Source organism: Enterobacter sp. BIGb0383, assembly GCF_003751845.1.
Lineage (GTDB): Bacteria > Pseudomonadota > Gammaproteobacteria > Enterobacterales > Enterobacteriaceae > BIGb0383.
This window is the reverse complement of the sequence record NZ_RJKQ01000002.1, coordinates 1,023,389-1,036,064: the sequence shown is the minus strand read 5'-3', so window position 1 is coordinate 1,036,064 and position 12,676 is coordinate 1,023,389. Positions and strand designations below refer to the sequence as shown.

The following is a 12,676-nucleotide window of genomic DNA, read 5'->3' as shown; positions in this document are numbered from 1 at the left end:
ACTAAGGACCGCACAATGACAACGAAACGTCTGGGTTTCTTTACCCGACTGCTGGATGACGTCTCCGCGCAGCAGCGTTACCGGCTGGCAACGGAGCAGATTATTAAGGCCGAGCAGCTTGGCTTCGACAGCGCCTGGGTTGCGCAGCACCACTTTCATGCCGATGAGGGCGGCCTGCCGTCGCCGCTGGTGTTCCTCGCCCAGGTCGCCGTGCGTACCCGCCATATTCGTCTGGGCACCGGGGTGATTACGCTACCGATGGAGGAGCCGCTGCGGGTGGCGGAAGATACCGCCGTGCTGGATCTGCTGAGCGACGGGCGGCTGGAGGTCGGGGTCGGCTCCGGCGGGACGCCGTCCTCCTTTGCCGCCTTCGGCCACGATAGCGCGAAGCGAGGGGAAATTCTGGGTCGCTATCTGGCGAAAGTCCGCGCCGCCTGGCGTGGCGAGGCGTTGAGTGACGATGGCGGTCAGCTTTATCCGGCGGCACCCCAGCTGGATAAACGCGTCTGGCAGGCGACCTTCTCCGTGGAAGGGGCCGAACGCGCGGGCCGGGCCGGAGACGGGCTGATGTTGTCCCGCACCCAGCCGCGTCCGGAGCATTTTCCCGATGCCAGCCTGGCCGATCTGCAAAATCCGATGATCGATGCCTATCTGGCCGCGCTGCCGTCAGGCGTTGCGCCGCGGATCCTCGGATCGCGCAGCGTCTTCGTGGCCGACGATCGTCAGCTGGCGCTCGATCTGGCGAATAAAGGGCTGCGGCGATCCGCCGCACGATCGGGCGCATTCCGTCCCGTGAGCGAGTCGTCGGTGGAAGAGCTGATCGCCTCTTTCGACAGCCACGTGGGGTCCGCGCAGGATGTGATTGCTTCTCTGCGGCTGGACAGCGCGCTGGCCCGCGTCACCGACGTGGCGTTCCAGGTGCACTCTATCGATCCGCCGCATGCGCTGATCCTGCGCTCGCTGGAACTTATCGCCACAGAGGTCGCTCCGGCACTTGGCTGGACCGCTGCCATTAAACAGAAAAGCCCATTTGGAAAGGAGGTTGCATGAGTGAGGTTCTGACCGCAGTTTCATCCGATATTCTCGATTCACTGGCCGGTATTGGCCCAAACTCTCCCCTGGCTGTCGCCCGACAGACCCGTGAGGCTGCGACCCGTCATACTCAGGGAAGCTATGACGCGATCTTTACCGCTGACGCCGAGGATAGCGCCCTGCCGCTCTCTCTGCGTTTCTGGCTGGCGGAAAAAATTACGCTTCTGCAGCAGGATGAGATCCTGCAACGATTCTATGCCGACCGGCTGGCAGACTTTCCAACGCCGACGCTCACGCCTGCGCTACAGCGGGCGCAGGCCTGGGTCGAGCGTCTGACCACCGCCCCGGTCAGCGCCAGCCCCGATCAGCTGCGCGACCTCCAGCAGGCCGGCTGGTCCGCGAAGGATATTGTCACCCTGTCGCAGCTGGTCGCCTTTGTGAATTTCCAGAGCCGTCTACTGCGCGGCTACCGGCTGATTGCCGGGCGCGATGTCAAAATCCACCCGGCGCTGTCGGCGGTGGCCGGAAGCTGGCATACCCAGCCGGAAACCCATACCGGAAAAGCCGCGCCTCAGGCGTTTACCCAGGCCGAACTGGGCTGGGAGCCGTGGCTGAGTGCGAAGCCGCTGGCTGAGTTTAACGAGGAGGAGCAGGCGATCCTGGCCCGTTTTGGCCATACGGATTCTGACTATTTTCGCCTGCTGGGGCGCAATTTGCCGGTGCTGGAGCAGCGGACGCTGACCGATAAAGGCATTTTCTATACGCCGGGCGGGCTGCCGCGTAAAGAGCGCGAGCTGGTGGCGGCGGTGACCAGCAAAGTGAACGGCTGCATCTTCTGCGCCTCGGTCCACGCCCGCAAAGCCAGCCAGCTTTCGAAGCAGACGGAAGAGGTTCAGCGACTGCTGGATGTCGCACCCGGCGACGAGCTGGGGCAGGGACAGTCTCCCCGCTGGCAGGCGATTATCGATTTTTCCGCCCGCCTCTCTGCGACACCTGCGCTGGCAGATGCTCACGATCTGGCGCGGCTGCGGGAGCAGGGGCTGGATACGCTGGAGATTGTTGATGTGGTGCAGTCGGCGGCGTTCTTCTCATGGGCTAACCGGCTGATGCTGACCCTGGGCGAGCCGTTCTGGCCGGAAGACTAAAAGAGAACGGCCCGTGAAATCACGGGCCGTTATTTTAGATACCGCTATTGAGCAGCAGGTCGCCGTCGTCGGTTTCCTGCTGGCGGTTGGACGGTTGTACAAACCAGGTTTTATCTTCCCAGCGCAGGCAGGTCAGATCGCCTCCCCAGCAGCAGCCGGTATCAAGCGCGTAAATGCCTTCCGGCGTGCCTTTTCCATCCAGCGAGGCCCAGTGCCCGAAGGCAATACTGTACTCTTCGCTAACCGGTCCCGGGATCGCAAACCACGGCTTCAGCGGCGGCGGGGCATGCTCCGGCGACTCTTTGCTGTACATCTCCAGTTGGCCGTTAGGGAAGCAGTAGCGCATCCGGGTAAAGACGTTGGTGATAAAGCGCAGTCGGGCCAGGCCTGACAGCTCCGGCGACCAGTTATTGGGCAGGTCGCCGTACATCGCATCGAGGAACAGCGGGTAGGCGTCGCTGGCCAGCACCGCTTCCACATCGCGGGCGCAGGCTTTTGTCGTGGCGAGATCCCACTGAGGCGTAATGCCCGCGTGGGCCATCATCAGCTTTTTCTCTTCGTCGATCTGTAAGAGCGGCTGACGGCGTAGCCAGTTAAGCAGGTCATCCGCATCCGGTGCCTCAAGCAGCGGCGTCACGCGGTCTTTCGGTTTATTGCGGCTAATACCGGCATAAACCGCCAGCAGATGCAGGTCATGATTCCCCAGCACCATCCGCACGCAATCGCCCAACGACTTCACAAAGCGCAGCACATCCAGTGAGCCGGGACCACGGGCAACGAGATCGCCCGTCAGCCACAGCTCGTCGTTTTCAGGCGAAAAATTGACCTGTCGCAGCAGGGCGAGCAGTTCATCGTAGCAACCGTGAACATCGCCAATAAGATAGGTAGACATGGGATTAATGGATTAGAGTTGAGACAGCCAGCCGGAAGACCGGAATATCGAGCGTAAAGGCATTACCCTGGTCATCGACCATCTGGTAGTGGCCCTGCATGGTACCCAGCGGCGTTTCAATGACCGCGCCGCTGGTGTACTGGTATTCGTCGCCGGGGGCGATATGGGGCTGAACGCCGACCACACCTTCTCCCTGGACTTCGGTTTCCTTACCGTTGCCGTTGGTGATCCGCCAGTAGCGGCTCAACAGCTGGACGGGCGTCCGCCCCAGATTGCGGATGGTGACGGTGTAGGCGAAAACATAGCGCTCATCGTCGGGCGAAGACTGCGACTCAATATAGACGCTCTGCACCTGTACGCAAACTCGGGGCGAATCGATCATCTGTTATTTCTCCTTCGGCGGCGCGTTGTCGACCAGGTAGTTTGCCAGCTGGCAATACTGGGCGACGGAGACGTTCTCGGCACGTTTTGCCGGGTCGATACCCAGCCCGGTCAGTACCTCGGCGGTAAACACATTCCCGAGGCTGTTACGAATCGTTTTACGGCGCTGGTTGAACGCTTCCGTGGTCAGACGGCTAAGAACACGGATATCTTTCACCGGATGTGGCAGGGTGGCATGCGGCACCAGGCGGACCACGGCAGAATCAACTTTCGGCGCCGGCGTGAAGGCCGTCGGCGGCACTTCAAGGACCGGAATAACCTGGCAATAGTACTGCGCCATCACGGTTAATCGACCATACGCCTTACTGTCTGGTCCTGCAACCAGGCGGTTGACCACTTCTTTCTGCAGCATAAAGTGCATATCGGCGATAGCATTAGCAAAGCTGAAAAGATGGAACATCAGCGGCGTAGAGATGTTGTACGGCAGGTTACCAAAGACGCGCAGCGGCTGGCCCATCTCTTCGGAAAGCTTACCGAAGTCCATGGTCATCGCATCCTGCTGATAAATGGTCAGCTTAGGCGCGAGGAACGGGTGGGTCTGCAGACGTGCTGCCAGGTCGCGGTCCAGCTCGATAACGGTCAGCTTGTCGAGGCGTTCGCCGACCGGCTCGGTCAGCGCGCCCAGGCCCGGGCCGATTTCAACCATAGCCTGGTTTTTCTGCGGATTGATGGCCGAAACAATGCTGTCGATCACAAACTGATCGTTGAGGAAGTTTTGCCCGAAACGTTTACGGGCTAAGTGGCCCTGATGGACTCGATTATTCATTTAGTGTTAACAATCATTTTGATGGCGAGATTAAGCGCCGTAATAAAACTGCCGACGTCCGCCTTGTTCTGGCCCGCCAGTTCAAGGGCGGTACCGTGGTCGACGGACGTGCGAATAAAGGGCAGGCCGAGGGTGATGTTCACGCCGCGACCAAAGCCCTGGTATTTTAGCACGGGCAGGCCCTGATCGTGATACATCGCCAGCACCGCGTCGGCGTGCTCAAGGTATTTCAACTGGAAAAGGGTGTCTGCGGGCAGCGGACCGCTGAGTCGCATCCCCTGCGTACGCAGGTTTTCCAGCACGGGGATAATGGTATCGATCTCTTCCATTCCCATATGCCCGCCTTCTCCCGCATGCGGGTTAAGGCCGCATACCAGAACGTGGGGATCGCCAATACCGAACTTTTCCCGCAGATCGCGATGCAGGATGGTGATGACCTCCTGCAGCAGATCGGGGGTAATCGCCCGGGCCACATCCTTCAGAGGAAGATGAGTCGTGGCGAGTGCAACCCGCAGCTCTTCGGTCGCCAGCATCATCACGACTTTAGGCGTCGCTGAGCGGGCTTCGAAAAACTCCGTATGCCCGGTGAAGGGAATACCGGCGTCGTTAATCACCCCTTTATGTACCGGCCCGGTGACCAGGGCGGCAAACTCGCCGCTCATACAGCCATCGCAGGCGCGGGACAGGGTATCAACCACGTACTGGCCGTTATCGACGCAGAGTACGCCGGGCGTTACCGGAGCATAAAGTGGCTGAGAGAGCAGGGTGAGGGTCCCGGCACGCTGAGGCTGCGCAGGGCGCGTTGCATCATAAGGGATAAGCGACAGGGGCAGGGCGAGCATTGCCGCCCGCTCCTGTAATAGCGTGGCATCTGCACAGACAACCAGCTCAACCGGCCAGTCACGCTGGGCAAGCTGGATAACCAGGTCCGGACCAATCCCGGCGGGTTCGCCGGGGGTCAGGATAAGACGCTGTGCAGGGGCTGCCATTTAGTTGCTCAGCACCTTCACATAGGCGCTGGCGCGCTGTTCCTGCATCCAGACGGCCGCTTCTTCAGAGAACTTGCGGTTCATCAGCATGCGATAGGCACGATCTTTCTGCGCCGCATCGGTCTTATCGACGTTGCGGGTGTCCAGCAGCTCAATTAAGTGCCAGCCGAAGGAGGAGTGAACCGGACCGCTGGTCTGGCCTTTGTTCAGCTTCAGGATGGCATCGCGGAACGCCGGATCGTAGACGGTCGGGGTTGCCCAACCCAGGTCACCGCCCTGGTTTGCAGAACCCGGATCCTGGGAGAACTCTTTAGCCGCATTGGCAAACGTGGTTTTCCCGGTCTTAATATCGGCGGCGATCTGCTCCAGCTTCATGCGGGCCTGATCGTCAGACATGATCGGTGACGGCTTGAGCAGAATATGGCGGGCGTGAACTTCAGTCACCGACATGGTCTGGCTCTGGCCGCGCAGATCGTTAACTTTAAGGATGTGGAAACCGACGCCGGAGCGGATCGGACCCACGATATCGCCTTTCTTCGCCGTGCTCAGCGCCTGGCCGAAAATAGACGGCAGCTCCTGAATACGGCCCCAGCCCATCTGGCCGCCCTTCAGGGCCTGCTGATCGGCAGAGTAGGCAATCGCCAGCTTGCCGAAGTCGTCGCCGTTGCGCGCCTGGGCAATAATCGCGTTAGCCTGATTAGCCACTTCGCTAACCTGCTCTGAGGTCGGGTTTTCCGGCAGCGGCAGCAGGATGTGGCTCAGATTCAGCTCGGTGCTGGCATCATTCTGGTTGCCTACCTGCTGCGCCAGCGCGTCGACTTCCTGCGGGAGGATCGTGACGCGGCGACGCACTTCGTTATTACGGACTTCGGAGATCAGCATCTCTTTGCGGATCTGACCGCGATAGGTGCTGTAGCTCAGGCCATCGTAGGCCAGGCGGCTGCGCATCTGATCGAGGGTCATATTGTTCTGCTGGGCGATGTTGGCAATCGCCTGATCGACCTGCTCATCGGTGACCTGTACGCCCATTTTCTGGCCCATCTGCAGGACAATCTGATCCATAATCAAACGTTCAAGGATCTGATGGCGCAGCGTGGCATCATCAGGAAGCTGCTGACCTGACTGACCGGAATTCAGCTTTACCGACTGCATTAAACCATCAACGTCGCTTTCAAGGACTACACCATTGTTGACGACGGCTGCGACTTTATCGACAACCTGCGGAGCAGCGAAGCTGGTATGCGCGACAAAGATTAAAGCGATACCAGGAAGCAGCGTTTTCCAGTTCTTCATACCTTTTCCATTTCCATTAACCGCGATGCGGGTTTCGTTTTGAATCAACTGCATTACAGAGAGCTACTATAAGGCAAAATGTTGGAACGCAGCATTTGCTGGGTGCCCAGGCCATAGTTGGAACTCAGGCCACGTAGTTCAATGTTAAAGCCGATGGTTTTGTCATATTTACTTTGGTCATTGAGCCAACCGTTAATCTTACGCTCATAGCCAACGCGGATAGCGTAGCAGCAGGAGTTATACTGCACGCCCAGCATCTGGTTTGCCGGCTTGTTGGTTTTGGTGTCGTAATAGTAGGCTCCGACAACCGACCAGCGATCGACGATCGGCCAGCTGGCAACCGCGCCCGCCTGCGAAATACCGTCTTTATACTGCTCCACGTTCGCATAGGACGGGAGCGTTGCCTGCACGTATTCCGGGCTGGCATAGCGGTAATTCAGCTGCAGGATGCTATCTGAATCGCGGCGATACTCAATGCTGCTGCTGCCGGTCGCGACGCTGTCGAGGCGGGTATCATACTGCAGCCCACCGCGCAGGCCCCAACGGTCAGAGATGCGCCAGTAAGTATCACCCGCCCACAATAGCGAACCGGTCTGGTTGTCTTTTTCCCTGTTAATACTGTCATCACCGGTTCGGGATTCGGTGAAGTAGTAGATTTGACCCACAGAAACGTTAAAACGTTCAACTGCAGCCTGATCATAAATTCGCGAGGTCAGCCCGGTGGTGACCTGGTTGGCGGAGGCGACGCGATCCAGACCGCCGTAGGTGCGCTCGCGGAACAGTCCACTGTAGTCGGATTGCAGCAGCGCGGAGTCGTAGTTGTTGATGCCGCTCTGGTCGCGATAAGGCACGTACAGGTACTGTGCACGCGGTTCCAGGGTCTGCGAGTAGCCCTGGGCCAGGTCCAAATCGCGCTCGAAAATCAGCTTACCGTCGACTTTCAGCTGTGGCATCACGCGGTCAACGCTGCTTTTCATCTTGTTTGCCGAATTCAGCGTGCGCAATGTGTCGTTACCGCCGTAGAGGTTGTAGCGTGTCTGTGCGTAGGTGCGGTAGCTCTCAAGGTTATCCTGCTGGTAGTGAGTTGCCAGCATTTTGACTTCGGTATTCAGGCTGGACCAGGCGTTCGACACCGGCAGGGACAGGGTCGGTTCCAGATGTAAACGCGTGGCTTCCGGCAGGCTGCTATTGGTATTCACAAAACGCACGGCCTGTCCATAAACGCGCGCGTCAAACGGACCGAGATCCTGCTTGTAGTAGTTCACATCCAGCTGGGGCTGGGCGGCATAGGAGTTGCTGGACGCGCTGTTAAATACCTGGAACTGGCGGCTGGATATTGTGGCATCGAAGTTTTCTACCGCATAGCCCGCGCTGAAAATCTGCGTGGCATAGCCGTCGGTGCTGGAGCCGTATTTCGAGGTGAAATCATTGAAGTAGGTTTGATCGCTAACCTTGGTGTAATCAATATTGAAGCGCCAGACCTGGTCCATAACGCCGCCGTGGTTCCAGTAGAACAGCCAGCGGTGACGGTCGCTCTGACCCGGGTTCGCGTCGGCATAGACATCATCTGACGGCAGGTAGTCAAACTCTACCAGGCCCGTGCCGGCACCTGTTAAATAGCGGAATTCGTTCTGCCACTGCACGTTGCCACGCTTATGGATATAGTGCGGCGTGAGGGTGGCATCGAAGTTAGGCGCAATATTCCAGTAATACGGCAGCGAAAATTCAAAATAGTTGTTGGTACTGTATTTGGCGTTGGGGATCAGGAAGCCTGAACGTCGCTTATCGCCCACCGGCAGCTGTAAATAGGGGCTATAGAAGATAGGCACTGGCCCAAGCTTAAAGCGGGCGTTCCAGATTTCGGCAACCTGCTCTTCGCGATCGTGGATCACTTCACTGCCGACCACGCTCCAGGTATTGGAACCCGGCAGGCAGGAGGTAAAGGTCCCGTTCTCCAGAATGGTATAGCGGTTCTCGCCGCGCTGTTTCATCAGGTCGGCATTGCCGCGGCCCTGACGTCCCACCATCTGATAATCACCTTCCCAGACGTTAGTGTCTTTGGTGTTCAGATTCGACCACGCTTTCGGACCTTTCAGAATGACCTGATTATCGTCATAGTGCACATTACCTAAGGCATCAACGGTACGTACCGGTTCGGCGATGCCTTCCACCTGCTTCTGGTGCAGTTGAACTTCATCCGCGCGCAGTCGACTATTGGCCTGATTGATATCAACATTGCCGGAGAAAACGGCGTTGTCAGGGTAGTCGCCTTTGGCATGATCGGCGTTAATCGTCACCGGCTGGTTGTTGGTGTCACCTTCCACCAGCGGACGGTTATAGCTCGGGACGCCCAGCATGCACTGCGAGGCAAGATCGGCCGCCAGTCCCTGCTGACTATAGAGGGCGCTGGCGATCATGGTGGCCAGAAGGGTGGGAATACGTTTTTTCATACGTTGTATTTGTTGTTCCGTCATCTGTGGCAATGCGCTGGCGAAGAGCCAGCCTAACGTACTCATCTGCACAGCGCCAGTTTTTATCCTGCCCGCTTTCGTGCCCGGGAGGTTAGGCACGGCATACAATGACGGGTATGATAATCGATATTTTAGCCGGTGGCATGACGATTTGGGGAGTATATGCAGTATTGGGGAAAAGTAATTGGCGTTGCGGTCGCAGTAATGATGGGCGGTGGCTTCTGGGGCGCGGTACTTGGCCTGATCGTCGGTCATATGTTTGATACGGCTCGCAACCGTCGGCTAAATGGGTTTGCCGGGCAGCGGGAACGACAGTCCTTGTTCTTTATCACCACCTTTGAGGTGATGGGGCATCTGACCAAATCAAAAGGGCGCGTAACCGAAGCGGATATTCATGCCGCCAGTCGGTTAATGGACCGGATGAACCTGCACGGCGAGTCCCGGTCCGCAGCACAGCAGGCTTTTCGTGCCGGCAAGGCGGATAATTATCCGCTGCGTGACAAGATGCGCCAGCTGCGCAGCGTCTGTTTTGGCCGTATCGATTTGATTAGGATGTTTCTGGAAATTCAGATCCAGGCGGCCTTTGCCGACGGCTCGCTGCACCCGAACGAGCGCGAGGTGCTGTATGTCATCGCCGAAGAACTGGGTATTTCACGCGGCCAGTTCGATCAATACCTGCGCATGATGCAGGGCGGCGCGCAGTTTGGCGGCGGCAACCATCAGCACTCTGCGGGCGGCGGCTGGCAGCAGCCACCGCGTGGGCCGACGCTGGAAGATGCCTGCAATGTGCTGGGCGTGAAGCCTGACGACGATGCGCTGACCATTAAGCGCGCCTGGCGCAAGCTGATGGCGGAGCACCATCCTGATAAGCTGGTGGCGAAAGGCCTGCCGCCGGAGATGATGGAGATGGCCAAGCAGAAAGCGCAGGATATTCAAAAGGCGTACGAGCTGATTAAAGAGCATAAAGGAATTAAGTAACCTGCGGTCCTCCCTTTCGACGCAGAACAGGGAGGACAGGTTTCAGGATGCCGCCTGCTCCGCCCGTCGGTACATCCGGCGCGGATGACCAATTTTGCCGTACAGCATCTCGACATCGAGAAAACCCGTTTCCACGCAGTGTTCCAGATAGCGACGGGTGGTGGTTTTACTCAGCCCGGTTTCGCTCACCACCTCATCTACCGAGTAACCCTGTTTATCGCAGTCGGTAAACAGGTTACGTACCAGCGTCAGCGTTTTTTCTTCTATTCCTTTACTGCCGTTATCCAGTCGGTAATTCCTCGCCTGAAGCTGATAGAGGGAATCGACGTTTTGCTGGTCGACAAATTTCCACACCCGCTGTTGCTCATTGAACTGTACAAAGCGTTCCAGCGACTGGCTCAGCCGCTTCCAGGAGACGGGTTTCAGGATGTAATCAAACGCCCCGTTGCGGATCGCCAGGCTGCAGGTGTCCATATCGCTGGCGGCGGTAATAAAGATAACCGAGCAGTTGGCGCGGACCAGCAGCGGGTCGCTAATCAGGGTGATACCCTTGCCGTCCGGCAGGTAGTTATCCAGCAGCACCAGCTGCGGATGCAGCTCGTCAAGCAACTGCTGCGCCTGGGCAAGCGTCGAGGCGATGCCCGCCAGCCTGAGGCGTGGATGCTTGCCGACAAGCTCAGCGTGTAGCTGCGCCAGCTCACTCTCATCCTCTACAATCAACACATCAATAAATTCATGGTGCATAGTGCGCCTCCTGCAGCGCCAGAGGAGAACGTCTGACGTTTCCTTGCGCGGGGATAAATAACGAAAAAATGGTGCCCTTCGGCAGATTGTCGCTGACCTCCACCGTTCCACCGGCCTGGCTCACATAGCTGGCGATCAGATAGAGGCCAATCCCATGATCGCCACGGGTTTTGGTGGTGATGCCGCGTTCGAAAATGCGCTCGCGGATTGCCGGATCAATGCCGACGCCCCGATCGGCAACCTCGATAATCAGTTCGCGATCGTTTCGCAGGATCAGCACCTCGACGGGCAGGTGTGGGGTAACCGCACGCTGGGTCGCCTCAATGGCGTTATCGAGCAGGTTACCAATAATCGAAATCAGTTCCGCTTCGGCCAGCGTGGCCAGCGGCTGATCCATCTGGCAGGCCGGGTCAAATGCCAGCTCGACGCCTTTCTCCCGGGCGCGGGCAGTCTTGCCCAGCAGCAGGCCGCAGAGGGTGGGAGAGCTGAAGCGGGAAGAGATAAAGTCCAGCAGCTCCTGGGCGTGCTCCGACTGGGCCTGAATATAACGAATGGCTTCATCGTAGTGGCCCATATGCAGGAGGCCGGAAAGGGTGGTCATCCGGTTAAGCTGCTCGTGGCGCATAATGCGCAGGTTATCGACATAGCGTTTGACCTGACTTAGCTGGGCGCTGAGGGAGTCTATCTCGTTGCGATCGCGAAAGGTGATCACCCAACCCTGCAGTGAGTCTTCGAGCCTGATTCTGACCCGGCTGGCGATCACCGTCAGCTGGTTAAAGCGGCAGATTTCGTCGTGGGTATCTTTAGCCAGCATCGTCGCCTGGGTGAAAAAGGGCACCGGGGCGATCACTTCGCCAATCGGCAATCCGCGCAGCGCTCGCGTGGGCTGATTAAGCCCGAGTAGCGCCCTGGCCGCCTGGTTAATCACGCTGATTCGCATTCCGGCATCAATGGCGATCACCCCTTCGTAGATCGACTCCATCATGGCTTTCTGCTGACGGACCAGCAGGCCAATTTCCCGTGGCTCCAGCGAAAAGATCTGCTTCTTAATGCTGCGGGTGAAGAACCAGGAGAAGACAAACAGCGCGATCAGCAGCAGCACCGCGGCGATCAAAATATTGAGCACCTTGCCGAAGGTGATGGTATCGAGATAGCTGGTGAGATAGCCCACCGAGACAATGCCGACCACCTTGCCCGCGTCATCAAAAATGGGCGCTTTGCTGCGCAGGGAGATGCCCAGCCCACCCTGGCGGATCGTGACGGTGCTTTCTCCGGCCAGCACCGCCTGATTATCACCGCCCACCAGGGTCGTACCGACCCTGTCTTCAAACACCGAGTGGAACAGGTGGTGGCCTTTATTATCACCCACCACCATAAAACTGGCGTCGCTGCGGGAGGCCAGTTTTTGCATAAAGGGTTTGATCGCCGCGATATCTTTTTCGGCCACGGTTCGCCGTAGCGTAGGAATTAACGCAATTTCTTCAGCCTGTATTCTGGCGCGGGTGCTCATTTCCTGATAAAGCTGGCGATTAACATCGAAATAATAATACCCGCCAAGCAATGCAAACAATCCTGAGAAAAAAGCCACCAGGGAAACAAATAATTTAATCTGGAAAGAAACCTTCATGACTATCACGTGCGGTATCATTGAAAGTCGCTACTCTATCACCTTTCATTATCCCCGCGCGGACTTTCAAAGAAACTTGTGAGCCCTTGCACAGCAAGAGATTTACGGGAGGAGTCTGATGGTGCAGGGAATGTTTTTATCTATTTTTTAAAATGTTATTTGTTTGTGTGAATTATAAAAAAAACCATAAAAACCACGCCAATAACTCCGGGGTCCGGTCACATTAAATAAAAGAAACCATAAAAACCATAGTGACCATTAAAACTCCATAATTAATATGTCGGCTCTCACATAAAGT

At 57.5% G+C, this 12,676-nt stretch carries 11 protein-coding genes; 3 read left to right on the top strand and 8 right to left on the bottom strand.

What is annotated here, in order from left to right; all coding sequences use genetic code 11:
• The first annotated feature begins 15 nt into the window (after nucleotides 1-15).
• Entirely contained in the window at nucleotides 16-1,050 is a 1,035-nt protein-coding gene (locus EDF81_RS13205; RefSeq protein WP_123348578.1) for a putative FMN-dependent luciferase-like monooxygenase, read from the top strand.
• The gene (locus EDF81_RS13200) at nucleotides 1,047-2,177 is read left to right on the top strand and encodes an alkylhydroperoxidase domain protein (protein ID WP_123348577.1); all 1,131 of its coding nucleotides are present in this window, start codon (nucleotides 1,047-1,049) and stop codon (nucleotides 2,175-2,177) included. Before EDF81_RS13205 ends, EDF81_RS13200 begins: the two co-directional genes overlap by 4 nt.
• 34 nt (nucleotides 2,178-2,211) lie before the next feature.
• On the opposite strand, the gene apaH is transcribed toward EDF81_RS13200, so the two are convergent.
• The 6 genes from apaH to lptD are packed head-to-tail and all read right to left on the bottom strand — an operon-like array spanning nucleotide 2,212 to nucleotide 9,008.
• Nucleotides 2,212-3,069 (bottom strand): bis(5'-nucleosyl)-tetraphosphatase (symmetrical) ApaH, encoded by an 858-nt coding sequence (gene apaH / locus EDF81_RS13195; protein ID WP_123348576.1) that lies wholly within the window; start codon nucleotides 3,067-3,069, stop codon nucleotides 2,212-2,214.
• Nucleotides 3,070-3,073: 4 nt separating this feature from the next.
• Complete coding sequence (gene apaG, locus EDF81_RS13190) at nucleotides 3,074-3,451, bottom strand: Co2+/Mg2+ efflux protein ApaG (RefSeq protein WP_123348575.1); 378 nt, start codon at nucleotides 3,449-3,451, stop codon at nucleotides 3,074-3,076.
• Between the two features lie 3 nt (nucleotides 3,452-3,454).
• A complete protein-coding gene (gene rsmA, locus EDF81_RS13185; protein WP_123348574.1) occupies nucleotides 3,455-4,276 on the bottom strand; it encodes a 16S rRNA (adenine(1518)-N(6)/adenine(1519)-N(6))-dimethyltransferase RsmA in 822 nt (273 codons plus the stop codon).
• Complete coding sequence (gene pdxA, locus EDF81_RS13180) at nucleotides 4,273-5,265, bottom strand: 4-hydroxythreonine-4-phosphate dehydrogenase PdxA (protein WP_123348573.1); 993 nt, start codon at nucleotides 5,263-5,265, stop codon at nucleotides 4,273-4,275. The genes rsmA and pdxA overlap by 4 nt, the downstream gene beginning before the upstream one ends.
• Entirely contained in the window at nucleotides 5,266-6,558 is a 1,293-nt protein-coding gene (surA, locus tag EDF81_RS13175; RefSeq protein ID WP_123348572.1) for a peptidylprolyl isomerase SurA, read from the bottom strand.
• Between the two features lie 53 nt (nucleotides 6,559-6,611).
• Nucleotides 6,612-9,008: an LPS assembly protein LptD gene (gene lptD, locus EDF81_RS13170; protein ID WP_123348571.1), complete on the bottom strand. Its 2,397-nt coding sequence runs from the start codon at nucleotides 9,006-9,008 to the stop codon at nucleotides 6,612-6,614.
• Between the two features lie 183 nt (nucleotides 9,009-9,191).
• Between lptD and djlA the strand changes: the two genes are divergently transcribed.
• A complete protein-coding gene (gene djlA, locus EDF81_RS13165) occupies nucleotides 9,192-10,007 on the top strand; it encodes a co-chaperone DjlA (RefSeq protein ID WP_123348570.1) in 816 nt (271 codons plus the stop codon).
• A gap of 42 nt (nucleotides 10,008-10,049) precedes the next feature.
• Here djlA and EDF81_RS13160 read toward each other — a convergent pair whose 3' ends face one another.
• Together EDF81_RS13160 and EDF81_RS13155 are read right to left on the bottom strand one after the other, a co-directional pair.
• Nucleotides 10,050-10,751: a response regulator gene (locus tag EDF81_RS13160; protein WP_123348569.1), complete on the bottom strand. Its 702-nt coding sequence runs from the start codon at nucleotides 10,749-10,751 to the stop codon at nucleotides 10,050-10,052.
• The gene (locus tag EDF81_RS13155) at nucleotides 10,741-12,378 is read right to left on the bottom strand and encodes a sensor histidine kinase (RefSeq protein ID WP_123349057.1); all 1,638 of its coding nucleotides are present in this window, start codon (nucleotides 12,376-12,378) and stop codon (nucleotides 10,741-10,743) included. Before EDF81_RS13155 ends, EDF81_RS13160 begins: the two co-directional genes overlap by 11 nt.
• Nucleotides 12,379-12,676 lie beyond the last annotated feature (298 nt).